Source organism: Bradyrhizobium iriomotense (assembly GCF_018130765.1).
GTDB lineage: Bacteria > Pseudomonadota > Alphaproteobacteria > Rhizobiales > Xanthobacteraceae > Bradyrhizobium > Bradyrhizobium iriomotense_A.
Genome location: NZ_JAFCJZ010000004.1, coordinates 213,970 through 238,765, shown reverse-complemented (window position 1 = coordinate 238,765; position 24,796 = coordinate 213,970). Strand labels below are relative to the sequence as shown.

The window sequence follows — 24,796 nt, the reverse complement described above, 5'->3', positions numbered from 1 at the left end:
GCGACGCACGTTGCGGCGAGATGCACGTTGATGCGCCCTCTCCCCTTGTGGGAGAGGGCAGCGGCGCTAGCAGACACACACTCGCTTGGGTGAGGGGTATGTCTCCGCGCACGCCGTGCCGGTAGATACCCCTCATCCGGCGCTTCGCGCCACTTTCTCCCACATCCGCCTCCGCCAAGGCTTCGGCGGACATGAGGGGAGAAGGAAGAAGACGTCCGCGCGCACGACTACACCGTCGCGCCTTGCGCCTTCGGCCGGCGCAGGTGCTCGTCCAGGCGTGGCATGATCTCGACGAAATTGCAGGGACGCGTGCGGTAATCGAGCTGGGCCTGGAGGATGCCGTCCCAGCCGTCGCGGCAGGCGCCGGGCGAACCGGGCAGGCAGAAGATGTAGGTCGCGCCCGCAACGCCCGCGGTGGCGCGGCTCTGGATCGTCGACGTCCCGATCTTGGCGTGGCTCAGCATGTGGAACGCAATGGAGAAGCCATCCATGCGCTTCTCGAACAGCGGCTCGATCGCCTCCGGCGTGACGTCGCGTCCCGTAAAACCGGTGCCGCCGGTGGTGATGACGACGTCGACGCCGGCATCCGCGATCCAGCGGCGAATGACGGCGCGGATCGCCTCGACATCGTCGGTGACGATCTCGCGCGCGGCGAGATGATGGCCCGCGCCGGTGAGGCGGTCGGCCAGCGTCTGGCCGGACTTGTCGTCCGCAAGCGCGCGCGTGTCGGACACGGTGAGCACCGCGATGTTCAGGGGGATGAATTGTTTGGATTCGTCGATCGAGGCCACGACTTCACTCCTGTTTCCCGCCCACCGGCGTCATCCTGAGGTGCGCGCCGTGCGGTGCAAGCGCACCGCAGGGCGAGCCTCGAAGGATGGGCCGCAGACTCCGCCATCCTTCGAGGCTCGCCGAAAAGGCGAGCACCTCAGGATGACGCCACTACTCCCGGATTCCCAGATGCGCAATTGCGCATCATAATTCGTGCTGCGCTACGTCCGAGGCACGGTGGCGAGAACTACAACGCCCCGCCGCCGAACGTGTTGCAGGCCTGGACCGTGCCCTGTTGGTAGCCGGTCATGAACCATTGCTTGCGCTGCGCGGCCGAGCCGTGGGTGAAGGAGTCGGGCACGACGCGGCCCGTGGCCTGACGCTGCAGCGTATCATCGCCGATCGCGCTCGCGGTGGTCAGCGCGGCGTCGATGTCGCCTGCCTCCAGGAAGTTCGGACGCTTCTTCGCCTCGCGGTTGACCCAGACGCCGGACAGACAATCCGCCTGCAACTCCACCTTCACCTGGAGCGCGTTGGCCTCGGCCTTGCTGCCGGCCTGCTGCTGCAGCCGCGTCACGCGCGGAATGATGCCGAGCAGGTTCTGGATGTGATGGCCCGCCTCATGCGCGATGATGTAGGCGGTGGTGAAATTGCACGCCGACTTGCCGGAGCAGCCGCGGAAGCGTGTCTCGACCTCGCGGAAGAAGGCGGTGTCGAGGAAGATGGTGCGGTCCGGCGGACAATAGAACGGGCCCATCGCCGACTGCGCCATGCCGCAGCGGCCGCCATTGGTGGCATTGCGGAACAGCACGACCTTCGGACCGGTATAGTTCTGGCCGCTGGCCTGAAAGATCTCGCTCCAGCGGTCGTCGATCTCGCCGAGGATGCCGGCGATCATGCTGCCGACCTCGTCGGTCGGCGCGCCGCGCTTGGCCGAGGTCGAGGATGACTGGCGGTCGGTCTGGTAGCTTGGCGCCTGGCCGCCGCCGGTGAGGATCTCGGCACCGCCGATCAGGATGCGCGGGTCGATGCCGAAGGCATAGCCGATCAGGCCGAGCACGATGATGGTGCCGATGCCGAGCCCGCCGCCGCCCATCGGCAGCCCGAACCCGCCGCCTCCGCCGCCGAATCCACCGCCACCCTCGTCGCGACGATCCTCGACGTCGTCGCTCCGGCGGAAATCATCGTAGCGCATGGCGGGCTTTCCCTTAAATCCTCGATTGGCATCATTTGGGCGCAGAAGCGCGAAAGCTCAACGCGCCACATACGTAAAATTTCCGTTGCCTTTATCAATATCGTGCTCGGCAAAAATTGCCTAGTGCGACAGCATGCGCCTGCCAGCAATTTTTTCCGAGGGATGCGCAATTTTTTCCGAGAGAAATTTGCAGTCTTTCTGGCGCCGCGGCCGCTCCCGCAACGCGAAGAAACACGAAATACACTGTAAAACACGGCGAATGCGGACAGCCGACGCGCGATGTGCGGCCTGCTCACAAAAGCAGCGGGTTAAGTCGATTTTTACTTTGCCGCTTCAATGTAACGGTCAGTCGGTTGTTTGGTCCCGCGTCGCCGACAGCGTCGCCTGAGTCAGAGTTCTTGAGTCATGGTAGAGTCGCGTCGCGGGGCGTCTGCAAGGGCGCCCCGCACAAACTTCGAGTCCTCGTCGCATCGAATCATCCTCGGCGATTGCGTCGCCGAGATGTCGAAGCTTCAGGCAGGCAGCGTCGATCTGGTGTTCGCAGATCCGCCCTACAATCTTCAGCTCAAGGGCGATCTCAAGCGCCCCGACGAATCCCATGTCGACGCCGTCAACGACGACTGGGACAAGTTTGATTCATTCTCCGCCTATGACGATTTCACCCGCGCCTGGCTGCTTGCCGCCCGCCGCGCGATGAAGCCGTCGGCGACGATCTGGGTGATCGGCTCCTATCACAACATCTTCCGCGTCGGCGCGATCATGCAGGACCTCGGCTTCTGGCTCCTGAACGACATCGTCTGGCGCAAGACCAACCCGATGCCGAATTTCCGCGGCCGCCGCTTCACCAACGCGCACGAAACGATGATCTGGGCCGCGCGTGACGAAAAAGCCAAGGGCTACACATTCAACTACGAGGCACTGAAGGCCGCAAACGAGGACGTGCAGGCACGTTCCGACTGGCTGATCCCGCTCTGCACCGGCGAGGAGCGCCTCAAGGGCGCCGACGGCAAGAAAGTGCATCCGACGCAGAAGCCGGAAGGCCTGCTCGCGCGCGTGCTGCTGTCCTCATCCAAGCCCGGCGATCTCGTGATCGACCCCTTCAACGGCACCGGCACCACCGGCGCCGTCGCAAAACGCCTCGGCCGCTCCTATATCGGCTTCGAGCGCGACAAAACCTACGCCAAGGCGGCCGAAGCGCGCATCGCGGCGGTCGAGCCGCTGCCGGAAGAAAGTCTCGCTCCGTTCATGACCGCACGCGAAGCCCCGCGCGTGGCATTCTCGGAACTGATCGAGCGCGGCATGATCATGCCCGGCACGAAACTGTTCGACGCCAAGAAGAAGCTTGGCGCGCTGGTCCGTGCCGACGGCGCCATCGTGCTCGGCGACAAGGTCGGTTCCATCCACCGCATCGGCGCCGTCGCGCAAGGCGCCCAGGCCTGCAACGGCTGGACCTTCTGGCATGTCGAGACCAAGAAGGGTCTCAAGCTGATCGACGAGCTCCGCGCCGAGATTCGCGCCGGCATGGCGGCGGAGTAGTATTCTCCGTCATTCCGGGGCTCGCGAAGCGAGAACCCGGAATCCATCGAACGACAGCACCTGCGGCCCAATGGATTCCGGGCTCGCGCCAAGAGGGGCGCCCCGGAATGACAGCAGTGATGGTTGAAAGCCGCCCCCGCCAGGACTAGATTCGCCCGATCAGCCCCATCCTGACCGGGTGGTTCCCATGCGACGACAGTCCGAGACATTGCTGCTGGTGCCGCTGCTGCCGATCTTCCTGCTCGGCATGTTTCCGATGTTCCTGATCGCCCTGCTCGGATTTTTCGGCCTCGCGCTGTTCGGCGTGCTCGTGGTCTGCGTCGGGCTCGCCAGCAGCAACGAGGCGCATGACAATTTCAATCACGACGTCATCGTTCACGGCTATTCGCGCGGATCGGAGCGCGCGGCGCGCGCCTCCGACATGCATCTCGCCGCGCGGCTCGGGCTGCGCCTGGAGGCGGTCGGTGCCGCGATGATCCTTACGGCGGCGATCGGCTTTTGTTACGCCGGCTGATCTGCGTGGCGCGCAGATACCGCCCGGCAAACTCGCCGGTTGCTCTCCCCGACAAGGTTCAGGCAAGAGAAATCCGCCTAGCGGCAATGACGCCGCGTTCGCTCTCGGCAACAGAGACTGGGGAGATACTCGATGCTCAAATTCTATTTCAACGGCTCGCCGAACCCGACCAAGGTCGCGCTTTATCTCGAAGAGTCCGGCCTGCCTTTCGAGCCGGTGAAGATCGACACCCGCAAGGGCGAGCAGTTCACGCCGGAATTCCTCAAGATCAATCCGAACGGCAAGGTGCCGGCGATCGACGATGGCGGCACCATCGTTTTCGACTCGAACGCCATCCTGCTCTATCTCGCCGAGAAGACCGGCAAGTTCCTGCCCGCCGCCGGCGTGCGCGGCGAGACGCTGTCATGGCTGATGTTCATCGCCACCGGCGTCGGGCCGTATTCGGGCCAAGCCGTGCACTTCAAGCATTTCGCGCCAAAGGACCAGAACCACGACTACGCCCATAACCGCTACCAGTACGAGACCGATCGCCACTACAAGATCCTCGACGCTCATCTTGCCGGCCGCCGCTACATGGTCGGCGACAGCTATTCGATCGTCGATATGGCGCTGTGGGGCTGGGCGCGGATGCTGCCGTTCAAGCTCGGCGACGACGCCTTTGCGCGCTACCCGAATGTGAAGCGGCTGGTGGACGAGATCTCGGCGCGCCCGGCGGCCGCGCGCGCGATCGCGCTGAAGGACAAGTTCACCTTCAAGGCCGAGATGGACGACGAGGCCCGCGCCAACATGTTCAAGCACATGACGACCAAGGTCGCCTGATCATACCGCGCCGCGATTTGAAGGCCACGCGCATGCGCGTGGCCTTTTGCTTTTATGCGGCGTGGACCGAGCTCAGGAAGTTCGCGACCTCCTGCTTCAGCCGGTTGCTATCCGCCGACAGCGAGCGCGCCGCCGAGAGCACCTGCGAGGAGGCCGAGCCGGTCTCGGACGCGCCGCGCTGCACGTCGCCGATATTGGTCGAGACGCGCTGGGTGCCGTGCGCGGCCTGCTGGACGTTGCGGGAGATCTCCTGCGTCGCCGCGCCCTGCTGCTCCACGGCGGCGGCGACCGTCGACGAGATCTCCGACAGCCGCTCGATGGTGCCGCTGATCTCCCTGATCGAGCCGACCGACTGCTCGGTGGCGGCCTGAATGCTGGAAATCTGCTGGCCGATCTCACCGGTCGCCTTCGCGGTCTGCTCGGCGAGCGCCTTGACCTCGGAGGCAACCACCGCAAAGCCGCGGCCGGCATCGCCGGCGCGTGCTGCTTCGATGGTCGCATTCAGCGCCAGGAGATTGGTCTGGCCCGCGATCGTGTTGATCAATTCGACCACGTCGCCGATGCGAGCGGCAGCCTTGGACAGCTCGCCGACGCGCTCGTTGGTCCGGCTCGCCTGCCCCACGGCTTCGCTGGCGATGCGGGCGGACTCCTGCACCTGGCGGGCGATCTCGCTGACCGAGGAAGACAGCTCTTCGGTGGCCGAGGCAACGGCCTGAACATTGGCCGAAGCTTCCTGCGAGGCGGACGCCACCTCGGTGGAGATATCCTGGGCGCGCGAGGCGGTCGCCGTCAGCGTGCCGGCGGAGGCTTCGAGCTCGTTCGAGGCCGACGACACGGTATTCACGATCTCGCCAACAGCTTGCTCAAACTGGTCTGCGAGCCTCACCATGTCAGCCTTGCGGCTCTCGGCCTGCCGGGCCTCGATCTCGGTCTGCTCGTGGCGCAGGCGCTCGGTGTCGACCATGTTGTCCTTGAACACCTCGATCGCCTTGGCCATGTCGCCGATCTCGTCGGTCTTGCCGCGTCCGGGAATCTCGACCGCGAGATTGCCGCCGGCAAGCAGCCCCATCGCGCGCGTCATCGAGGTCAATGGACCGACGATGCTGCGGGCGATCAGGAAGGCGACGATCAGTCCGAACAGGACGGCGAGGCCGCCCGCGATCATCTGCACCGATGTCGTGCCTTCGATCACGGCTTCGGCGGCGGAGCGCGACCCCTTGTAGTCCTTCTTCAACGTGGTTTCCGCGACCTTGAGCTTGCCGATGCTCTCGACGATGAGCGGAGCGAGGTTTTTGTGGTAGATCTCGTCGGCCTGGAGCATCGCGGCGGAGGTCGTCTCGAACGCTGATTTGTAGATGCCGAGCGAGGTCTTCACCGGCGCGAGCACGGTTCGCAATTCCGACGCCTGCGGGCTCTTTTCGAGCGCCGAGAGCCGCTGCGCCGCCCTGTCCACATTGGTTCTGAAGTTGGCGGGGCCCTTGGTGTCGCGTAGTGCCAGGAAACGCCAATTGGCGATCTGAACCTGAAGAAGCCGGGATTCGAGGTCCGCGACGAGCGCCGCGGTGTCCTCATCGACGGCCGCACGGGCCACATCGACCAGCTTGCCCATCTTGACGGTCAGCTCATCTCCACTCGGCAGCAGCGTCGCCTTGCCGGTTCGCGCCTCGTTGACGGCGTCCCCGAGATTGTCACGCAAGGCCTTCATCCTGGCGATGTCGGTGATGAGATCTTCGTAAAGCTTGCGCCGCTCCGCGGAAGCCGTCCCGTTCGCCCCGACCTTCAACAGCTCGGTCGCCGCGGTTTCCCGCTCCGAAGCCTCCTTCATCGCGGGTTCACTGGCGTCGTAGATGTAGCGCAGATTGGCGCGCTGGATCGCCTGGAGGTGGGTCGATATCTCCAGCACCCGCGCGGTGCTGTCCGAAAGCGCCGATTGCTTGGCGACCTGATCCTGCACGGCCCGCAAATTCCAGACGGCAACCACCGCCATCACGAGACCAACCGCCACCAGGGCCATGAAGCCTGCGTACAGGCGTCCCCTGATCCGCAAACGAAACTTCGGCATTCCCACTGTCCACCAGATGCATGCGACTTCGAGCGGCCGAACCCGATCGACGATCGTTTCCGGCCACCCCGGCAGCCGCACGTCGCGTCTTTGCGACCCACGCTGCACCGCGACACAATGGAGGACACTCGTTAATTGAACCTTCCAATTTTTCGCGCAGACTCTTGGCGACGCGCACAACATCTGCTGATTTTGTAGCCAGTTGCGCAGGGATTTGGCCTGCGGCCAGCACGCCGCAAGCATTTCGACGATCAACGTCTGTCAGGCGCCTGCGTCAATTTGCCGAGGGCGCCCGACCACATGGCGCTCCCGCCTGCTCCGGGCTCCTACTTCCGCCGACTGGGCTTCCTCAGCACGTACTCAATCTCCGACCGGGACATCCCGCAGTCCTGAAGCTCCCGCTCGGTCATGGCGGCGAACTGGCACCGGACCCGAGACCGCTCCCGCCTGATACGCATGAGGTCCACCAGCGTCCGCCAGGCCCGCGCGACCATCGCGGGCCGTGATGGACAGGGACGGTGGGTGGACGCTGCGTCGTCCAATCCGCTCAGCCCGCAGCCCTCACGGGTGCTTGCGGAAACGGGCCCAGCGCCTTCTCGGTCAAGACCGAGTCGCAGTACTCGCGGATCTCCTTGATCTTGCCGTCCTCGAGACGAAACACCAGGCAGTAGTCGTTGTCGTAACGCACGCCCTCGGGCGTGACGTTGTCACCCTTGGCTTCCACCACGACGATGTCGCCATCGGCGATGAAGCGGTGGGCCACGGTGCGCGTCCGGTCGCGCAGGCGGGTGCGCACATAGCCGTGCAGGTCGTTGAGGATCGCCTCCTTGCCGGTGAAGGTGCGCGACCAGGAATACTGGCCGGTGACGACCCATCTGGCATCGTCGGCAAGGCTTGCCGTGAACAGGGCGCGGTCGCGCGCGGCCGGATCGGGATTTGCGGCGGCGGCGAAAATATCCTGCATCAGTTTCTTGTTGGCGCTCGCACTCATGGCGGCATCTCCTTGTCATGGCAACACGGAGATCATCGTCGGGCGATCAGCATTCTTCAAATCGATAGAGAATATGATATCTATTCGTCTCATGAATTTGAATTCGCTTGACCTCAATCTGTTGACCGCGCTCGACGCGCTGCTGCGCGAAGCCAATGTCAGCCGCGCGGCCATGAGGATCGGCCTGTCACAGCCGGCGACGAGCCACGCGTTGCAACGCCTGCGCGACATCTTCGGCGATCCGCTGCTCGTACGCACCGGCGCGCGGATGGAACTGACGCCCCGGGCGCAGGCCCTTCGCGCACCGCTGGCACAGGCGCTCGATCAGGTGCGCGGACTGTTCGTGCCTGATGAATTCGATGCGGCGCGCAGCGAGCGGCAATTCCGCCTGATGATGCCGGACCTCGCGGTCGAGCTGCTGATGCCGCCCTTGATGGAGAAGGTGACGCGCCTTGCGCCCAACGTCCGCATCGACGTGGTGCCGTGGCGGGGACCGGCGATCTTCCATGCCGAGTTCGCCCGCACCATCGACCTCGTGATCTCGATCGGCAATGCCTTCAAGGGCTTTCACCGCCAGCTGCTCTACACCGACAGCGACGCGCTGGCGGTGCGGCGCGGCCATCCTGTTGGAGCGAAGCTGAAGCGGCGCGAGACGTTCCTGGCCGCCCGCCATGTCGGCGTCATCATCCGCGGCAATGCTGAGGATCTCATCGACACCTGGCTGCGCAGCAAAGGCATCGAGCGGCATATCTCGCTGGTCGTGTCAGGCTATCTCGAGGCGCTGCACGTCGCCGCCCGCACCGACCTCGTCGCCTTCGTGCCGCGCCGGCTGATCGCGGCGCTGTCGAAGCAGCTCGGCCTCGTCACAGTGACGCCGCCGCTCGACCCCGGGATCGACGAGCAGTTCATGTTTCATCCGACGCGGGCGCAGATGGACCCGGGCTCGATCTGGCTGCGGCGGCTGATGCTGGAGACGGGGCGGGAGTTGGAGAAGCGGAGAGCTGGATAGCGTGTCGCTTCAAAACATTCGGTGTCGTCCCGGCGAACGCCGGGACCCATAACCACAGGGTGGAGTTTGGCGAAGACCCGTCGTTCGGTACTCCTATCGAACGCGATCGATAGATTCCGCGGTATGGGTCCTGGCTTTCGCCAGGACGACAGCGGAATTTGTGGCCGCGCTGACGCTCGCCCGGGACGACACCGAGTTTTGTTACGCCTTCTGCGCGTCCATCACCTTGCGCACGGCCGGGCGATCCGACATGCGCTTGAAATGATCGGCGATCTTCGGCGTAGCGTTGATGTCGACGCTGTCGCCTTCGAGCCAGTTCGAGAGCGTGTGGAGATAGGGATCGCAGATCGTGAACTGATCGCCCATCACCCACGGCCCTTTGAACATCTTCTGCTCGATCAGCTTGAAGCAGGCGGCCATGGTCTTCGGAACCATCGCCTTCATGTCGGCAAACGAGCTCTCCTCCGTCGCCCAGCGCGCGCCGCGCATCTTGTGGGCATGATTGATGTGCACGGTCGAGCAGAGATAGGAGTTGAACGACTGCACCTGGGCGAAGTCGAAGGGATCGTCCAGCGGCGCCAGCTTCGCCTTGGGGAAGGTCTGCGCGATATAGGCCAGCATCGCCGGCGTCTCGGTGAGGACGCCGCGATCGGTCACCAGGGCCGGCACGCGGCCCTTCGGGTTGATGTCGAGATAGTCCGGGCTGTTCTGCTGGTTGTCCTTGAAGCTCAGCCGTTCGGCCGTGTAGTCGGCGCCGGCCTCCTCCAGGGTCATGTAGGTGGCGAGCGCGCAGGTGCCGGTTGCGTAGTAGAGCTTGAGCATGTCTGACCTCATGGGAAAGCTGGAAGTTAACGGCTGTCGGCCGCGAGGTCCATAGCACGCTGTTCTACGTGCTTTGCTCTTCGCAGTTGCCCACATCCGCCCGCCTGTGCCAAGACGCCGATGATCGGAGGGGCTTTCTCATGACCGTACTCATCGCCGGTGGCGGCATCGGCGGGTTGACGCTTGCGCTCAGCCTGCATCAAATCGGCGTGCCCGTAAAAGTGTTCGAGAGCGTCGCGGAGCTGAAGCCGCTCGGCGTCGGCATCAACGTGCTGCCGCATGCGGTGCGCGAGCTGATCGAGCTCGGGCTGATGGACAAGCTGGACTCCAGCGGCGTGCGCACGCGCGAGCTCGCCTATTTCTCCAAGCACGGCAAGCCGATCTGGAGCGAGCCGCGCGGGCTGGAAGCCGGCTACAAATGGCCGCAATTCTCGATCCATCGCGGCACGCTGCAGCAGCTGCTGCTGGACACCGCGGTCGAGCGGCTCGGCCGCGACAATATCCTCACCAGCCATCATCTGACCGGCTGGAGCGAGACAGCGAACGGCGTGCGCGCCGACTTCGTCGACAAGGCGACCGGCAAGCCCGCCGGCACTTACGAAGGCGCGATCCTGATCGCCGCCGACGGCATCCATTCCGCCGCGCGAGAAAAGCTCTACCCGAACGAAGGCCCGCCGATCTGGAACGGCCGCATCCTCTGGCGCGGCGTCACGCCGGCAAAGGCCTTCCTGACCGGCCGCACCATGATCATGGCCGGGCACGAGATCCTGAAATTCGTCTGCTACCCGATCTCGAAAGAGCCGGATGCTGCCGGCAATCACCTGATCAACTGGGTCGCCGAGCGCCACATGCCGCCGACCTATCAGTGGCGGCGCGAGGACTATAACCGCACCGCGCGGCTCGAGGAGTTTTTGCCATGGTTCGAGAGCTGGACGTTCGACTGGCTCGACGTGCCCGGCCTGATCAGGAACTGCCCGCACGCCTATGAATATCCACTGGTCGACCGCGATCCGGTGTCGCAATGGACCTTCGGCCGCGTCACGCTGATGGGCGATGCCGCGCATCCGATGTACCCGATCGGCTCGAACGGCGCCTCGCAGGCGATCCTCGACGCCCGCGTCATCACCCGCGAGATCCTGGCGCACGGCCCGACGCAAGCGGCGCTGCTCGCCTATGAAGCCGAGCGCCGGCCCGCGACCACCGACCTCGTCCTGCTCAACCGCAAGAACGGCCCCGAGCAGGTGATGCAGCTCGTCGAGGAGCGCGCGCCCGACGGCTACAAGGTCGTGACCGACGTGCTGTCGCAGCAGGAGCTGGAGGACATCGCCGCGAATTACAAGCGTGTTGCGGGATTCCAGGTGGAGGCGCTGAACGCGAAGCCGCCGATCGTGAGCAAGGACGCGCGCGCGGTCGGTTGAGTTCAGTGTCTCGAGTGCTCTCGCTCGGAGCGAGATGCGCGTTGATGTGCCCTCGCCCCTTGTGGGAGAGGGCAGCGACGCTGGCAGACCAAGACTCACTTGGGTGAGGGGTTCTCTCGGCGTGTCGAACTCGCAGTTTGAATCCGCGGAGAGATACCCCTCATCCGGCGCTTCGCGCCACCTTCTCCCGCAAGGGGAGAAGGAAGAAGGAGCGCGCGGCCAGACTATTTACCGCACCACCCTCGCCGCCTCCAGCAGCCGCTCGCTTGCGCTTGCCGTTGCCAAAACCGTTCCATCCTCCGCCATCAGCTTCGCCTCGACGAACGCGATCGTCTTGCCGAGTTGCGTCACCCTCGCCTCGCCGATGATCGGGCCAGGCTTTGCGGGGCTGAGGAAATTCACGGTCATGCTGATGGTGGTGGTGTAGAGCCGGCCCTCGCTCATCACCAGCACGGCGGGGCCCATGGTGTCGTCGAGCATGGCCGAAAGCATGCCGCCCTGGATGAAGCCCGCCGGATTGCAGAATTCGGGCTTGCCCTCGAAGCCCAGCCTGATCCATCCCTCCTCGGGGCGGGCGTCGAGCAGGCGCCATCCGAGCAACTCGGCGCAAGGCGGCCGTGGAAAATTGTCGAGCGCGGTTTTGACCATTGGCAGCCTCCGTGTCGCGCCCTGATAGCGTAACGCTGCTGCCAGCGTGCTGTCAGGAGGATGGGCCCGACGAAAGATCCAGCGCGTGCGCGATCACCTTGCGCATGACGTTGGGCAGCGCCTCGTCCGCAAGCGTCGCGATCGGCACCCAGCGCATGCCGGCGGGCGCGCGCGTGCGCGCTTCGGCCTTGGCGGTGTAGACCACCAGCTCCAGCGGGAAATGCGTGAAGACGTGGGTGACGACGCCCACCTTGCGCTGCCAGCGCGACAGCCCCTTCAGCTCCGGCGCCTGCTGCTTCGCCGTCGCATCCTCCTGGCCGGCGAGCCAATCCGAGCCCGGCACTTCCGTCATGCCGCCGAGCAAGCCCTTCTCGGGCCGCGAGCGAACCAACAGTTCGTCAACGCGCCTCACCACGAAAGCGGCGCCGCGCCGCAGCGTCCCGCTCTTCTTCGGCGCCTTGCGCGGGAACGTCTCCTGGGTGCCTTGCGCGCGCGCCGTGCAGTCCTCATTCAACGGGCACAGCGAGCAGGCTGGCTTCTTCGGCGTGCAGATCGAGGCGCCGAGATCCATCAAAGCCTGCGCGCTGTCGCCGGCACGCGAATTGGCGAGCAGCGTCGTAGCCAGTTGCCGGATCAAGGGCTTTGCCTGCGGGAGCTCGTCTTCAACGGCAAAGAGCCGCGACACCACCCGCTCGATATTGCCGTCAACAGGCATGGTGCGGCGATCGAACGCGATCGCCGCAATCGCCGCCGCCGTGTAGGGCCCGATCCCCGGCAGCGCGCGCAGCCCTTCCTCCGTATCGGGAAAGACGCCGCCATGCTCGCGCGTCACCGCGACGGCGCAGGCGTAGAGATTGCGTGCGCGCGAGTAATAGCCGAGCCCCGCCCACATCCGCAGCACGTCATCCTGCGAGGCGCTGCCGAGCGCCGTGACGTCAGGCCAGCGCGCGACGAATTTTTCGAAATAGGGCCCGACCGCCTTCACGGTGGTCTGCTGCAGCATGATCTCGGAGAGCCAGACGCGGTAGGGGTCCGACACTTCGCCCGGCGCCGCACGCCAGGGCAGCCGGCGGCGATGGCGGTCGTACCACTGGAGAAGCAGCGTCGGACGCGCCGGTAAAACTGGTTCCGATTTCACGTTCAGGGCGGATCTGCGGCTCATGCGTTCACTGTAACGGCCCCAAGCCAATCTCTCCACGTCATGCCCGCGCTGGCCGCGGGCATCCACGTCTTTCTTCATGGCGGCGCGCCGGCGGTGCTATAAGGCCCCCATGTCCAAATCCGGTCCCATCTTCAAGCCCGGTCCCATCAGCGCAAAACCGCTCGGGATCCTGCTCAACGACGTCTTTGCCGAGGCCTATGCCAAGCAGGGCTTTGCCGCGCGCGAGCTGGTGACGCGGTGGGCGCAGATCGCAGGGCCCGAGATCGCGGCCCATGCCGAGCCGCTCAAGATGCAATGGCCGCGGCCGGTCGAGGGCCAGCCGCAGGAGCCGGCGACGCTGGTGCTGCGGGTCGAGGGGCCGATGGCGCTGGAGATCCAGCACTCGGCAGACGTGATCCTGGAGCGGGTCAACCGCTTCTTCGGCTGGAGCGCGGTCGGCAAGCTCGCCTTCCGCCAGGCTCCCCTGTCACGCCCCCGGACCCGAAAGCGGCCCGGCCCGCCGGACCCCAAGGCGGTCGCCAAGGTGGCGGAGAGCCTGACCGACATCGAAGATGAACAATTGAAGACGGCGCTGGCGCGGCTCGGGGCCGCCATCAAGCGAAATTGAGCCTCATTTCGCGGTCAATCTGGACCTGTCCTTGCGGCCCGCCATTGCCTCAAGCGACGTTTCAAGCTAGCGACAGGCCGCCCGGGCGGGAACCTTGACCCGATCCCTTGGGCGACATCTTGCCAATTCGGGAGCCGACCTTGATCATCACCCGCCGCGCCTTCACCACGATGCTGTCGCTGACCGGGCTTGCCGCGGTCGCCGGGCTCTCGCCGCTGCGGTTCATCTCCGAGGCGATGGCACAGTCGGCCGCCGATGTGGCGAAGCCCGTATCGCTGCCCGACATGGCCCTCGGCCCGAAGGACGCCGCCGTCACCATCACCGAATACGCCTCGATGACCTGCCCGCACTGCGCCGCCTTCAACGAGCAGGTGTTCCCCAAGATCAAGTCGGAGTACATCGACACCGGCAAGGTGCGTTACATCTTCCGCGAGTTCCCGCTCGACATCAAAGCGGCCGCCGGCTCGATGCTCTCGCGCTGCATCGCCAAGGACGACGCGCCGAAATACTTCGCCGTCACCGACATGCTGTTCCGCCAGCAGAGCGACTGGGTGATGAAGAACACCACCGAGACCCTGACGCGGATCGGCAAGCAGGCCGGCCTCACCCAGCAGCAGGTCGAAGCCTGCCTGAAGGACCAGGCACTGCTCGACAAGATCGCCGCCGACCAGAAATATGCCAGCGACGTGTTGAAGGTGGATTCGACGCCGACCTTCTTCATCAACGGCGAAAAGATCAAGGGCGAGGCCTCGTTCGAGGAGTTCGCCAAGAAGATCAATCCGCTGCTGAAGAGCTGATTCGCTCGTCAAGATCCTGATTCGCATCTCGAAAGCCGTATCTTTCCCGGCATAAATCCCTTGGGAAAAGCGGCTTTCGCCGGTTGCCCTCGCGGCGCGCCGCGGCCATTGTCCAGCCGCATGAGGCGCCTCGCGCGACTCGCCCCGGATAGCGACACTGCCTTCCATGGTATTGTCCCGGCAGGGGGATTCGCGCCTGCCAACAGAGATGCGTGCTTATGAAAATCACCCGCCTGCGACTTCACGGCTTCAAGTCCTTCGTTGAGCCCACGGACTTCGTCATCGAGCCCGGCCTGACCGGCGTGGTCGGACCCAACGGCTGCGGCAAGTCGAATCTCGTCGAAGCGCTGCGCTGGGCGATGGGCGAAACGTCGTACAAGTCGCTGCGCGCCGCCGACATGGACGCGGTGATCTTCGCCGGCTCCGGCAACCGTCCCGCGCGCAACCACGCCGAAGTGACGATGACGATCGACAATGCCGATCGCACCGCGCCGGCGGCGATGAACGACAGCCAGTTGCTGGAAATCTCCCGCCGTATCGAGCGCGAGGCCGGCTCGGTCTATCGCATCAACGGCCGCGACGTGCGCGCCCGCGACGTGCAGATCCTGTTCGCCGATGCTGCCACCGGCGCGCGCTCGCCCGCCCTCGTCCACCAGGGCAAGATCGGCGAGATCATCCAGGCCAAGCCCGAGCAGCGCCGCCGCGTGCTGGAAGACGCCGCCGGCGTCGCCGGCCTGCATGCCCGCCGCCACGAGGCCGAGCTGCGGCTGAAGGCGGCCGAAACCAACCTCACCCGCGTCGAGGACGTGATCGGCCAGCTCTCCGGCCAGATGGAAGGCTTGAAGAAGCAGGCCCGCCAGGCCGTGCGCTACCGCGAGGTCGCGGCCAAGGTCCGCAAGGCCGAAGCCACCCTGTTCCATCTGCGCTGGATCGGCGCCCATGCCGACGTCAACGAATCCGGCCAGACCCACGATCTCGCCGTCCGCGAGATGGCCGAGCGCACCCAGCACCAGGCCGAGGCCGCGCGCATCCAGGCGATCCGCGCCGCCGAAATGCCGGCGCTGCGCGATGCCGAAGCGCGCGCCGCCGCCGGCCTCCAGCGCCTGACCAATGCCCGCGAGCTGCTCGACCGCGAGGAAGAGCGCGCCAAGGAGCGCGTCGCCGAGCTCGAGCGCCGCCTCGCCCAGTTCGAAGGCGACATTTCCCGTGCTCAGCAACAAACCATGGACGCCGACGTCGCGCTGCAGCGGCTCGACAGCGAAGACGCCGAGCTGAAGGAAGAGATCAAGTCGCGCGTCGAGAAGCGCTCCGGCGTCGACGAGCGCGTCGGCGAGGCCGAGGCGGTGCTGACCGAGACCGAGCAGCAATTCGCCGAGCTCACCACCGCGCTCGCCGACCTCACCGCCAAGCGCAACCAGCTCGAAGCCAATGTCCGCACCCATCGCGACAAGCTCGCCCGGCTCGACCAGGAGATCGCGAACGTCACCGCCGAGGAGCAGAAGCTCACTGAAGCGACCGGCGGCTTCGGCGATCTCGACGAGCTGACCGCGCTGGTCGAGACCGCGGAGCAGACGCTGGCGGCCTCGGAAGCCGCAGCTCAAGCGAGCGAAGCCGCGCATGTCGCGGCACGCCAGACGCTGGAATCCTCGCGCTCGCCGCTGAACGAGGCCGACAAGCGCGTGCAGCGCCTGGAGACCGAGGCGCGCACGATCTCCAAGATCGTCAACGGCGAGACCAAGAATCTGTGGCCGCCGATCATCGACGGCATCACCGTCGACAAGGGTTTTGAAAAAGCGATCGGCGCTGCGCTGGGCGACGACCTCGACGCGCCGATCGACCCGTCGGCGCCGATGCGCTGGACCAATGTCGGACATACCGAGGGCGATCCGGAGCTGCCCGAAGGCGCCGCTCCGCTCTCCAACCATGTGCAGGCGCCGGCCGAGCTGACCCGCCGCCTTGCGCAGATCGGCGTGGTGCCGCGCGAGCGCGGCGCCGAGCTGGTCTCTCAGCTCAAGACCGGCCAGCGGCTGGTCTCGCCCGAGGGCGACGTCTGGCGCTGGGACGGTTTTGTGGCCGCGGCGCACGCGCCAACCGGTGCGGCGCGCCGCCTCGCCGAGCGCGCCCGCCTCGTCGATATCGAGAACGAGCTGGAGCAGGCCCGCATCGACGCGCAGATCAAGCGCCAGGCGCTGGAGAATGCCGAGTCCGAGCTGCAGATGGCCGCGAGCACCGAAGGCGCGAGCCGCGAAGCCTGGCGTGCCGCGCAGCGCGAGCTGAACGTCGCGCGTGAGCGCCATGCCACTGCCGAGCGCGAGATCAGCCGCCACGCCGCCCGCAAGGCGACGCTGTCGGAAGCGCACAGCCGCCTCGCCGCCGACCGCGCCGAGGCTGAAGCCGCCTACGAATATGCCGAGGCCGGCATCAGCGAGCTGCCGTCGAGCGAGGACACAGAGACCCGCCTCGCCGCCGTCCGCAGCGACATCGAGGCTCATCGCCGCATGGCCGCCCAGGTCCGCGCCGAGGCACAGGCGCTGGCGCGCGAGGCCGAGCTCGCCGACCGCCGCGTGCAGGCGATCCTCGCCGAGCGCACCGAGTGGCAGAACCGCAAGGAGAGCGCGGCCTCTCACATCGACACCATCCAGGCCCGTATCGCCGAACTCACGATCGAGCGCAGCGATCTTGAAAACGCGCCGCAAGTGTTCGCCGAGAAGCGCAGCGCGCTGATCACCGAGATCGAATACGCGGAGAACGACCGCCGCATGGCCGCCGACGCACTCGCCACCGCGGAAAGCGCAATGGCCGAGACCGATCGCGTCGCCAAGCTGACGCTCGAAGCCCTCTCCAGCTCACGCGAGGCCACCGCCCGCGCCGAGGAGCGCATGGAAGGCGCCCGCCGCCGGCTCGAGGACATCGAGCGCGAGATCCGCGACATGCTCGAGGTCGAGCCGCAGGCGGTTGCCGGCCTCGCCGAGATCGAGCCCGGCACGGAGCTGCCGCCGCTGCATGACATCGAGGAAGATCTCGAAAAGATGCGCCGCGACCGCGAGCGCCTCGGCGCAGTCAATTTGCGCGCCGAGGAAGAGCTGCGCGAGGTCGAGACCCAGCACACCGGCCTCGTCACCGAGCGCGATGACCTGGTCGAGGCCATCAAGCGGCTGCGCCAGGGCATCCAGAGCCTCAACAAGGAAGCGCGCGAGCGGCTCTTGACCTCGTTCGAGGTCGTCAACAACCACTTCAAGCGCCTGTTCGTCGAGCTGTTCGGCGGCGGCGAGGCCGCGCTGCATTTGATCGAGAGCGACGACCCGCTCGAAGCCGGCCTCGAGATCATCGCAAAGCCCCCGGGCAAGAAGCCGCAGACGCTGTCGCTGCTCTCGGGCGGTGAGCAGGCGCTGACCGCGATGGCCCTGATCTTCGCGGTGTTCTTGACCAACCCCTCGCCGATCTGCGTGCTGGACGAAGTCGACGCACCGCTCGACGACCACAACGTCGAACGGTACTGCAACCTCTTGCACGAGATGACCGGCTCGACCGACACGCGCTTCATCATCATCACACACAACCCGATCACCATGGCGCGGATGAACCGTCTGTTCGGCGTCACCATGGCCGAGCGCGGCGTGTCGCAGCTGGTGTCGGTAAGCCTGGCCGAGGCGGTGGACATTCTCGACCAGAACGTGGCGTGAGAAGATTGACCGTCATTCCGGGGCGATGCGCAGCATCGAACCCGGAATCTCGCGCTACAATCTCCAGATTCTCTGATGCGCAATTGCGCATCAGAGTTCGCGCTACGCGCGCCGCGGAATGACGGTGGGCAAGCATGATCTCCCCCACCCTCCCCGCCGAATTGAAAGCAGCCCTCGACGGCAAGCTGCAAGGCTTCTCCCGTACCGACGCCGCACAGCGATCTCAGAAAATCTCGACCACCTATCGCTCAGGCGGCGGCTCCGGCACGATCAAGTCGGAAGCCGATGCCCTCGCCTATGCGCTGGCACGGATGCCTGCGACCTACGCGGCGGTGGCCGCAAGCCTGAATGCGCTGACCGAAAGCGCGCCGGACCTCGCGCCTGAAACGCTGCTCGACGTCGGCGCAGGCCCGGGCACTGCAAGCTGGGCCGCCGCAGAGGCCTTTCCATCGCTGCAGGATTTTACGCTGCTCGACGCCAACGCCACGCTCAGCAGACTAGCGCTCGAACTGGCGCGCGACAGCACGCGTCTGGCCGAGTGTCGCTATCTGCCGGGCGATGCCGGCGGCAACCTCGCCGAGGTCTCAGAGGCCGATCTCGTCGTTGCCAGCTACATCATCGGCGAGCTCAACGAAGGCGATCAGCGCAAGCTTGCGGAGGCCATGTGGGCGAAAGCGCGCCACGCGCTGGTCGTGATCGAGCCCGGCACGCCCGCCGGCTACGCCCGCATCCTCGCGCTGCGCCAGCAGCTGATCGCAGCTGGCGCGTTCGTCGCCGCCCCCTGCCCGCACGAAAGGCCCTGCCCGCTCGCCGCGCCCGACTGGTGCCATTTCTCCCAGCGCCTGCCCCGCTCGCAGGCGCATCGCCAGATCAAGGGCGCCGAGGTGCCGTTCGAGGACGAACGTTTCATCTACGTCGCCCTCACCCGCACGCCACCGGCGGCGCGCGCCGCGCGCGTGCTGGCGCCGCCGGATGTCGGCAAGGCCGAGATCACGGCCAAGCTTTGCACCGAGAGTGGCCTTGAGCTCACGAAGGTGCCCCGCCGCGACAAGGCAGCCTATGCAAACGCCCGGCGCTGGCGCTGGGGCGATGCCGTCATGTCCGAAAGTTAACCTCGTTCGGGGCTTTTGCCTTGAACTCGGACGGTTCCTCATCCGACCAAGTCTTGCCTCCCCTCTGCGCCGGGGCTCTCGCCCTGCGCCAATTTGGTCTACCCTAGCGCCCGCCTTCTTCCCCTTCAGGAGTTCTCCATGTCGACCGGCTGGATCGTTCTCGGCGTCATCGTCGTCCTCGTGTTCCTGGCGTTCACCGCCTACAACCGTCTGGTGGCGCTGAGCCAGCGCGTCGGCCAGGCCTTTGCCGATATCGACGTGCAGCTCAAGCAGCGCCACGACCTGGTCCCGAACCTGGTCGAGACGGTGAAGGGCTATGCCTCGCATGAGCGCGGCACGCTCGACGACGTCATCAAGGCGCGCAATTCGGCGATGTCGGCGCAGGGTCCGGCGCAGGTGTCCGCCGCCGAGAACCAGCTCTCCGGCGCGCTCGGCCGGCTGATCGCGCTGTCGGAGGCCTATCCGGACCTCAAGGCCAACGCCAATTTCCAGCAGCTCGCGAGCGAGCTGTCGGACCTCGAGAACAAGATCGCGGCCAGCCGCCGCTTCTTCAACAACGCAGTTCAGGAATACAACACCGGCATCCAGCAGATGCCCGCCGCTTTGTTCGCCGGCATGTTTGGCTTCACCAAGAAGGACTTCTTCGATCTCGGCGCCAGCCGCACCGAGGTCGAGGCGGCGCCTCAGGTGAAGTTCTGATTTGAGCGTGCGCAACAGATGCTGTCATTCCGGGGCGATGCGCAGCATCGAACCCGGAATCTCATTGAGATCACCAATCTCTGGATTCCGGGTTCAGGCCTCCGGCCTACCCCGGAATGACGGTGATTAAACGGAAGCAGCCATGGCCGCGTATGGTCTCTACACGCACATCGCCTCGAACAAGTTTCGTTCGATGCTGCTGCTCGCCGGCCTGTTCGCGCTGGTCTATGTGCTGGTCTATGCCGGCGCGCTAGTCGCCGAAGTCCTCATCGACAGCAACCGGACCGTCGCCTTCTACCTGAGCCACGCCTTCTATGACCTGAAAGTCGCCGCACCGGTGGCGACGATCGTGACGGCGCTCTGGGTCGTGATCGCCTATTTCTTCCACCAGTCGATGATCGACGCGGTGACCGGCGGCCATGACGTCACCCGGCAGGAGGAGCCGCGGCTCTACAACCTGCTGGAAAACCTCTGCATCTCGCGCGGCATCACCATGCCGAAGCTGAAGATCATGGAGAGCCCGGCGCTGAATGCGTTCGCGACCGGCCTCAACCCGCGGCAATATTCGGTCACCGTTACCACCGGTCTCCTCAATGCGCTGAACGACAAGGAGATCGAAGCGGTGCTGGGTCACGAGCTGACCCACATCAGGAACGGCGACGTGCAGCTGATGGTGGTCGCCGTCATCATCGCCGGCGTGGTCGGCTTCTTCGGCGAATTGTTCTTCCGCCTGTTCACGAATTTGAGCTGGAACTCCGGCGGCTCGTGGTCCTCGGGCTCCTCCTCGTCGTCGCGCTCGTCCTCCTCAAGCAGCGACAGCAAGAATTCCGGCGGCGGCGCGGTGATCGTCATCATCATCGCGGTCGTGCTGATTGTGGTGGCCTGGCTGATGTCGCAGGTGGTGAAGCTCGCATTGTCGCGCTCGCGCGAATATCTCGCCGACGCCGGCTCAGTCGAGCTGACCAAAGACCCTGATGCGATGATCTCGGCGCTGCGCAAGATCGAGAACCGCGGCGAGCTGCCGGGCGCGACCTCGGCGGTGATGGAGCTCTGCGTCGACAATCCGCGCGAGGGCTTTGCCGACCTGTTCGCGACCCACCCTTCCGTGCAGTCCCGGGTCGATGCCCTCGTCAAGTTCGCCGGCGGCCATGACCCGGGTCCGCTGCCGGACCCCGCTGAGGAGACGGATCAGGGCGAGACGGAACAACCTGGGGCAGAGGATACCCCGCCACCGCTGTCGCAGGGACCATGGGGCGATGCAGCCGGTCCGGCCAATCCGGCGCCCGTTCCCGCACCAAGCCCGTCAGGAGCCCCGGCAGCCAATCCGATGGGACCGTGGGGCCGCCACTGAGCGGCGCGATCGGCCGCGGTTCGTGGCGGGTTTCGCACCGATTGGGAAAAACCTCGGGAATTGCCGCAACCGGGGCCCGAGGATTTGAATTCTCCCTTGTTTCTGCCATGTTCGCGCCCAACAGCAGACTTGGGACGTCTTTTGGGACATCGATTTGGGGCCCGGCCGATTGCGACCTCGCGATCGGGGGCGCGCGTTAGGGGACAGCAATGGCAAAGCCGGCAGTGGTTGTGGTGGGCGCGGACAAGGGCGGGGTCGGCAAGACCACGGTATCGCGCACCCTGCTCGATTATTTCTCAGCCAACAACGTGCCGACGCGCGCCTTCGACACGGAGTCGCCGCGTGGAACCCTGAAGCGCTTCCATCCTGATATCACCGAGATCGTCGACATGACGACCACGGCTGACCAGATGAAGATCTTTGACACGCTCAACGCTGTCAGCCCTTCGGTCACCGTCATCGACGTCCGCGCCGGCCTGCTCTCGCCGGCGCTGGCTTCGCTCCGCGACATCGGCTTCCTCGATGCGGCCAAGGCCGGCCAGATCACCTTTGCCGTGTTCCATATCCTCGGACCCTCGATCGCCTCGCTGGAGGAGATCGCCGAGACCGCGGGCTTCATGACCGGCGCGAAATATTTCCTGGTCAAGAACTTCATCAACGACACCCAGTTCTTCCAGTGGGACCAGGCGACCTATAATTCCTACTTCCATCGCATCAAGGACGCGACCGAGCTGACCATCCCCAAGCTCAACGAAATGGCCTATGAGCAGGTCGAGGTGTCCTCCGTTCCGTTCCTGAAGTTCGTCGCCAACAAGGGCATCAGCGACGAGGCCGCGAACTATTCGTTCGTGCTGCGCGGCTATGTCCGGCACTGGCTGGCCAATGTCTGGAGCGAGTTCGACCGCATCCGGCTGACCGACATCGTCGGTTCGAAGCCCGCCACCCGCAACAGCGAAAAATAGTTGCGCAAGCAGGGCTGATACGGCTGGATTGGGCGGTGAGTTGGCCTGATATAGCTGTTGATGCCCGCGACGCCCGTCTACATCATCTGCTCGCCCCGCCCGCAGGTCGGCAAGACCCTGCTGGCGCGACTCTTGAGCGAATTCCTGCTGCTCAAGAACGGCAATGTCGCGGCCTTCGACGTCAACCTGAAGGAGCCGTCGCTGCTGGACTATTTGCCGAAGATCACGGAGACCGCCGACGTGATCGACACCTACGGCAAGATGCAGCTGATGGACCGCGTCATCCTCGATGACGGCCTTGCCAAGGTGATCGACCTCGGCTTCCACGCCTTCGACGAGTTCTTCAAGATGACCGAGGAGATCGGCCTGCTCAAGGAGGCGGCGCGCCGGCACGTCGCGCCCCAGATCCTGTTTGTCGCCGATACCGACCGCGTCTCGGCACGCGCCCATGAGATGCTGCGCGGGCAGATCCCGCGGATGAACCTGATCACGGTGGACAACGAATATGTCGTGCGCGGCGAGCTGCCGCCTGCGATGGCCGGCGGCCGGCTGTTCCGCCTGCCCGCGCTGCCCGGCTTCCTCAAGACCTATATCGACCGGCTGAGCTTCTCCTTCACCGGCTATCTGCGCCAGGAGAAGGACCACTCCACCGAGCTGCACCAGTGGATCCGGAGGAATTATCTCGCGTTCCGGGAGCTGGAGCTCAGCCTGATCCTGCAACGTTCCTGAGGCGATAATTATACCCGGATAATATTGACTGCGGGCCGGACCCCGATTATTGAGGGCGCCCATCGGCGTCCCCTCAGCATAGGTCCCACCCGTGAGCATCGACCGGAAAGCAGCCATCGCCGCCTACAAGGAGCGGAAGACCATTGCGGGCATCTATGTCATCCGCTGCCTGGCCTCAGGCGAGGCCTGGGTGGGTCAGGCGCCGAACCTCGCGACCATCCAGAACCGCATCTGGTTCTCGCTCCGCCAGGGCAACCACACCTGCAGCAGCCTCCAGGCCGCCTGGAACGCGCATGGCGAGGCAGGCGTGATGTTCGGCGAATGCGAGCGGCTGGAGGACGAGGAGAGCAGCTACGTCAGAAACGCGCTCCTGAAGGAACGCATGCTGCATTGGCGGTTGGAGCTGAAGGCGGAGGCGATCTGACGCGCTCTAAGCTTGCTGAGAAGCCGCAAGTGACATGGCGATTACGTCAAACAGCTCAATATTGGCCCGAATTCCCAGCACAAACTGGCTGGCATCCCCGCCTCCCCCGTATAATCGACTTCCGTAAACAAGCTGGTCAAACGGCTCGTTCCCTCCCAGTTCGAACGCAAATCCGGCATCGTCCGCGTGGAAAATCCGAAACATCAATGGCATCTGGGTACAATAAGCACTCCCTCCGAGGTCAGTGCCGATCTCGAAGACGAGGCCACCGCCTGGACTCTTGTGCCAGCGATTGCGGCGGCGCTTGAATGCGTGCACCGAGCTAAATTCATCGATGAAGGGAAGAACGTCTCGTTTCTTTCCTGTCCAACCTGCCGTTGGGATTGCCAGACGCTCGACCTCCTGCCTCTTCTGCATCCTGATGAAGGCTGACTCGCTATTTGCGAACTCCCTGTCAAACCAGGATTTCTTCATATGTTCATACAAGCCTCTGACGAGAGGAGGGGTTTGAAATGGAGGCTCGACAAAATCCCTGACGGCAAAGAGCTCATCCAAAAATGCAGAACGGTATTTCTGTTCAATGCCGAAATACCGCGTCTCGGAAAGCACCTTTCCCGCGCACCGCATTGTCTCCAACGCGACCTCATCCCAGTATCGATTGAGCAATTCCGCCTGGCTCTCGCCGCAGAACTCGATCATTCGATTCTGCCACGCCCTGTGGACCACAAAGCCGCGCGCCTCGAAGGCAAGCTGTGTCGAAACACGACCTGGCCAGTTTGCCAGCGCGGTCAGGAGAGGATGATCTTCCATGATGAGATCTCACCGCAACCGAGCTTCATCAGCGGATCCGACGGGATCACACGACATGCCGCGATCTTCGAGATCAGCGTGAAGCTGCAGAGGTCTTGACCGTCGTCCCCGCAAAGCGACGAAGGTCAGTGCCCCTCGAACGTCATGAGCGTGCGCACCGGCACGTCCATGGCGCGCAGCTTGGCTGCGCCGCCGAGCTCGGGCAGGTCGATGATGAAGCAGGCGGCGACGACGTTGGCGCCGATCTGGCGCAGCAGCTTCACCGCGCCCTCGGCGGTGCCGCCGGTGGCGATGAGGTCGTCGACCAGGATCACGCGCTCGCCGGGCTGGATGGCGTCGACATGCATCTCCATCTCGTCGATGCCGTATTCGAGCGAGTAGGCGATGCGCACGGTGGTGTGCGGCAGCTTGCCTTTCTTGCGGATCGGCACGAAGCCGGCCGAGAGCTGATGCGCCACCGCGCCGCCGATGATGAAGCCGCGCGCCTCCATGCCGGCGACCTTGTCGATCTTGTTGCCGGCCCAGGGATTGACGAGTTCGTCCACCGCGCGGCGGAAGGCGCGCGCGTCCGCGAGCAGGGTCGTGATGTCGCGGAACATGATCCCCGGCTTGGGATAGTCGGGGATGGTGCGGACGCTCGCCTTGATGTCGTGGTCAAAGGTCATTTGTATCCCA

General features: G+C 65.1%; 23 protein-coding genes. 14 read left to right on the top strand and 9 right to left on the bottom strand.

Going from position 1 to position 24,796, the window contains the following annotated elements; all coding sequences use genetic code 11:
- Positions 1 to 227: 227 nt before the first annotated feature.
- Both moaB and ypfJ read right to left on the bottom strand, forming a co-directional pair.
- On the bottom strand, positions 228 to 791 hold the full coding sequence (gene moaB / locus JQ635_RS09790; RefSeq protein WP_211409650.1) for a molybdenum cofactor biosynthesis protein B: 564 nt from the start codon (positions 789 to 791) through the stop codon (positions 228 to 230).
- A 227-nt stretch (positions 792 to 1,018) separates the two neighbouring features.
- Positions 1,019 to 1,966 (bottom strand): KPN_02809 family neutral zinc metallopeptidase, encoded by a 948-nt coding sequence (ypfJ, locus tag JQ635_RS09785; protein ID WP_211409649.1) that lies wholly within the window; start codon positions 1,964 to 1,966, stop codon positions 1,019 to 1,021.
- Positions 1,967 to 2,371: 405 nt separating this feature from the next.
- Here ypfJ and JQ635_RS09780 point away from each other — a divergent pair, with 405 nt between their 5' ends.
- The 3 genes from JQ635_RS09780 to JQ635_RS09770 all read left to right on the top strand — a co-directional run bounded on the left by JQ635_RS09780 (position 2,372) and on the right by JQ635_RS09770 (position 4,835).
- On the top strand, positions 2,372 to 3,502 hold the full coding sequence (locus JQ635_RS09780; protein ID WP_283826437.1) for a site-specific DNA-methyltransferase: 1,131 nt from the start codon (positions 2,372 to 2,374) through the stop codon (positions 3,500 to 3,502).
- A gap of 187 nt (positions 3,503 to 3,689) precedes the next feature.
- A complete protein-coding gene (locus JQ635_RS09775; RefSeq protein WP_211409647.1) occupies positions 3,690 to 4,016 on the top strand; it encodes a hypothetical protein in 327 nt (108 codons plus the stop codon).
- A 132-nt stretch (positions 4,017 to 4,148) separates the two neighbouring features.
- Entirely contained in the window at positions 4,149 to 4,835 is a 687-nt protein-coding gene (locus JQ635_RS09770) for a glutathione S-transferase family protein (protein ID WP_211409646.1), read from the top strand.
- A gap of 52 nt (positions 4,836 to 4,887) precedes the next feature.
- Here the strand turns inward: JQ635_RS09770 and JQ635_RS09765 are convergent, their stop codons facing one another.
- Both JQ635_RS09765 and JQ635_RS09755 read right to left on the bottom strand, forming a co-directional pair.
- On the bottom strand, positions 4,888 to 6,897 hold the full coding sequence (locus JQ635_RS09765; protein ID WP_211409645.1) for a methyl-accepting chemotaxis protein: 2,010 nt from the start codon (positions 6,895 to 6,897) through the stop codon (positions 4,888 to 4,890).
- A gap of 547 nt (positions 6,898 to 7,444) precedes the next feature.
- The gene (locus JQ635_RS09755) at positions 7,445 to 7,888 is read right to left on the bottom strand and encodes a nuclear transport factor 2 family protein (RefSeq protein WP_211409643.1); all 444 of its coding nucleotides are present in this window, start codon (positions 7,886 to 7,888) and stop codon (positions 7,445 to 7,447) included.
- A gap of 91 nt (positions 7,889 to 7,979) precedes the next feature.
- On the opposite strand from JQ635_RS09755, the gene JQ635_RS09750 reads away from it, so the two are divergent.
- On the top strand, positions 7,980 to 8,897 hold the full coding sequence (locus tag JQ635_RS09750) for a LysR family transcriptional regulator (protein WP_211409642.1): 918 nt from the start codon (positions 7,980 to 7,982) through the stop codon (positions 8,895 to 8,897).
- A 201-nt stretch (positions 8,898 to 9,098) separates the two neighbouring features.
- Here JQ635_RS09750 and JQ635_RS09745 read toward each other — a convergent pair whose 3' ends face one another.
- The gene (locus JQ635_RS09745) at positions 9,099 to 9,719 is read right to left on the bottom strand and encodes a glutathione S-transferase family protein (protein ID WP_211409641.1); all 621 of its coding nucleotides are present in this window, start codon (positions 9,717 to 9,719) and stop codon (positions 9,099 to 9,101) included.
- A gap of 140 nt (positions 9,720 to 9,859) precedes the next feature.
- Here JQ635_RS09745 and JQ635_RS09740 point away from each other — a divergent pair, with 140 nt between their 5' ends.
- Positions 9,860 to 11,137 (top strand): flavin-dependent oxidoreductase, encoded by a 1,278-nt coding sequence (locus JQ635_RS09740; RefSeq protein WP_211409640.1) that lies wholly within the window; start codon positions 9,860 to 9,862, stop codon positions 11,135 to 11,137.
- Between the two features lie 228 nt (positions 11,138 to 11,365).
- Here JQ635_RS09740 and JQ635_RS09735 read toward each other — a convergent pair whose 3' ends face one another.
- Complete coding sequence (locus tag JQ635_RS09735; protein ID WP_211409639.1) at positions 11,366 to 11,785, bottom strand: PaaI family thioesterase; 420 nt, start codon at positions 11,783 to 11,785, stop codon at positions 11,366 to 11,368.
- Positions 11,786 to 11,837: 52 nt separating this feature from the next.
- A complete protein-coding gene (mutY, locus tag JQ635_RS09730) occupies positions 11,838 to 12,947 on the bottom strand; it encodes an A/G-specific adenine glycosylase (protein ID WP_211409638.1) in 1,110 nt (369 codons plus the stop codon).
- A gap of 109 nt (positions 12,948 to 13,056) precedes the next feature.
- Between mutY and JQ635_RS09725 the strand changes: the two genes are divergently transcribed.
- The 9 genes from JQ635_RS09725 (at position 13,057) to JQ635_RS09685 (ending at position 23,311) form a co-directional block, all read left to right on the top strand.
- Positions 13,057 to 13,554 (top strand): DUF721 domain-containing protein, encoded by a 498-nt coding sequence (locus JQ635_RS09725; protein ID WP_211409637.1) that lies wholly within the window; start codon positions 13,057 to 13,059, stop codon positions 13,552 to 13,554.
- A 140-nt stretch (positions 13,555 to 13,694) separates the two neighbouring features.
- Positions 13,695 to 14,351: a DsbA family protein gene (locus JQ635_RS09720; RefSeq protein ID WP_211409636.1), complete on the top strand. Its 657-nt coding sequence runs from the start codon at positions 13,695 to 13,697 to the stop codon at positions 14,349 to 14,351.
- Between the two features lie 218 nt (positions 14,352 to 14,569).
- Positions 14,570 to 18,034, top strand: a complete 3,465-nt coding sequence (smc, locus tag JQ635_RS09715; RefSeq protein ID WP_211409635.1) for a chromosome segregation protein SMC — start codon at positions 14,570 to 14,572, stop codon at positions 18,032 to 18,034.
- 134 nt (positions 18,035 to 18,168) lie between these two features.
- Positions 18,169 to 19,146, top strand: a complete 978-nt coding sequence (locus tag JQ635_RS09710) for a small ribosomal subunit Rsm22 family protein (protein WP_211409634.1) — start codon at positions 18,169 to 18,171, stop codon at positions 19,144 to 19,146.
- 138 nt (positions 19,147 to 19,284) lie between these two features.
- Positions 19,285 to 19,845, top strand: coding sequence for a LemA family protein (locus JQ635_RS09705; RefSeq protein ID WP_211409633.1), 561 nt, complete (start codon positions 19,285 to 19,287; stop codon positions 19,843 to 19,845).
- Between the two features lie 142 nt (positions 19,846 to 19,987).
- Complete coding sequence (locus tag JQ635_RS09700) at positions 19,988 to 21,196, top strand: M48 family metallopeptidase (RefSeq protein ID WP_211409632.1); 1,209 nt, start codon at positions 19,988 to 19,990, stop codon at positions 21,194 to 21,196.
- A gap of 209 nt (positions 21,197 to 21,405) precedes the next feature.
- Positions 21,406 to 22,158, top strand: coding sequence for a hypothetical protein (locus JQ635_RS09695; RefSeq protein ID WP_183244267.1), 753 nt, complete (start codon positions 21,406 to 21,408; stop codon positions 22,156 to 22,158).
- A gap of 60 nt (positions 22,159 to 22,218) precedes the next feature.
- On the top strand, positions 22,219 to 22,887 hold the full coding sequence (locus JQ635_RS09690) for a hypothetical protein (RefSeq protein ID WP_211409631.1): 669 nt from the start codon (positions 22,219 to 22,221) through the stop codon (positions 22,885 to 22,887).
- A gap of 91 nt (positions 22,888 to 22,978) precedes the next feature.
- Entirely contained in the window at positions 22,979 to 23,311 is a 333-nt protein-coding gene (locus JQ635_RS09685) for a GIY-YIG nuclease family protein (protein ID WP_211409630.1), read from the top strand.
- A gap of 6 nt (positions 23,312 to 23,317) precedes the next feature.
- On the opposite strand, the gene JQ635_RS09680 is transcribed toward JQ635_RS09685, so the two are convergent.
- Positions 23,318 to 24,121 carry a hypothetical protein gene (locus tag JQ635_RS09680; RefSeq protein ID WP_211409629.1) on the bottom strand — a complete coding sequence of 268 codons (804 nt, stop codon included), beginning with the start codon at positions 24,119 to 24,121 and terminating at the stop codon, positions 23,318 to 23,320.
- A 125-nt stretch (positions 24,122 to 24,246) separates the two neighbouring features.
- Complete coding sequence (locus JQ635_RS09675; RefSeq protein WP_018323310.1) at positions 24,247 to 24,786, bottom strand: adenine phosphoribosyltransferase; 540 nt, start codon at positions 24,784 to 24,786, stop codon at positions 24,247 to 24,249.
- Positions 24,787 to 24,796: the final 10 nt, after the last annotated feature.

Bases quoted from the DNA above. Each gene is read 5' to 3' on its own strand.
- ypfJ (WP_211409649.1), bottom strand. From the start codon at position 1,966: ATGCGCTACGATGATTTCCGCCGGAGCGACGACGTCGAGGATCGTCGC.
- JQ635_RS09780 (WP_283826437.1), top strand. From the start codon at position 2,372: ATGGTAGAGTCGCGTCGCGGGGCGTCTGCAAGGGCGCCCCGCACAAAC.
- JQ635_RS09775 (WP_211409647.1), top strand. From the start codon at position 3,690: ATGCGACGACAGTCCGAGACATTGCTGCTGGTGCCGCTGCTGCCGATC.
- JQ635_RS09770 (WP_211409646.1), top strand. From the start codon at position 4,149: ATGCTCAAATTCTATTTCAACGGCTCGCCGAACCCGACCAAGGTCGCG.
- JQ635_RS09765 (WP_211409645.1), bottom strand. From the start codon at position 6,897: ATGCCGAAGTTTCGTTTGCGGATCAGGGGACGCCTGTACGCAGGCTTC.
- JQ635_RS09755 (WP_211409643.1), bottom strand. From the start codon at position 7,888: ATGAGTGCGAGCGCCAACAAGAAACTGATGCAGGATATTTTCGCCGCC.
- JQ635_RS09750 (WP_211409642.1), top strand. From the start codon at position 7,980: ATGAATTTGAATTCGCTTGACCTCAATCTGTTGACCGCGCTCGACGCG.
- JQ635_RS09745 (WP_211409641.1), bottom strand. From the start codon at position 9,719: ATGCTCAAGCTCTACTACGCAACCGGCACCTGCGCGCTCGCCACCTAC.
- JQ635_RS09740 (WP_211409640.1), top strand. From the start codon at position 9,860: ATGACCGTACTCATCGCCGGTGGCGGCATCGGCGGGTTGACGCTTGCG.
- JQ635_RS09735 (WP_211409639.1), bottom strand. From the start codon at position 11,785: ATGGTCAAAACCGCGCTCGACAATTTTCCACGGCCGCCTTGCGCCGAG.
- mutY (WP_211409638.1), bottom strand. From the start codon at position 12,947: ATGAGCCGCAGATCCGCCCTGAACGTGAAATCGGAACCAGTTTTACCG.
- JQ635_RS09725 (WP_211409637.1), top strand. From the start codon at position 13,057: ATGTCCAAATCCGGTCCCATCTTCAAGCCCGGTCCCATCAGCGCAAAA.
- smc (WP_211409635.1), top strand. From the start codon at position 14,570: ATGAAAATCACCCGCCTGCGACTTCACGGCTTCAAGTCCTTCGTTGAG.
- JQ635_RS09710 (WP_211409634.1), top strand. From the start codon at position 18,169: ATGATCTCCCCCACCCTCCCCGCCGAATTGAAAGCAGCCCTCGACGGC.
- JQ635_RS09705 (WP_211409633.1), top strand. From the start codon at position 19,285: ATGTCGACCGGCTGGATCGTTCTCGGCGTCATCGTCGTCCTCGTGTTC.
- JQ635_RS09700 (WP_211409632.1), top strand. From the start codon at position 19,988: ATGGCCGCGTATGGTCTCTACACGCACATCGCCTCGAACAAGTTTCGT.
- JQ635_RS09695 (WP_183244267.1), top strand. From the start codon at position 21,406: ATGGCAAAGCCGGCAGTGGTTGTGGTGGGCGCGGACAAGGGCGGGGTC.
- JQ635_RS09690 (WP_211409631.1), top strand. From the start codon at position 22,219: ATGCCCGCGACGCCCGTCTACATCATCTGCTCGCCCCGCCCGCAGGTC.
- JQ635_RS09680 (WP_211409629.1), bottom strand. From the start codon at position 24,121: ATGGAAGATCATCCTCTCCTGACCGCGCTGGCAAACTGGCCAGGTCGT.
- JQ635_RS09675 (WP_018323310.1), bottom strand. From the start codon at position 24,786: ATGACCTTTGACCACGACATCAAGGCGAGCGTCCGCACCATCCCCGAC.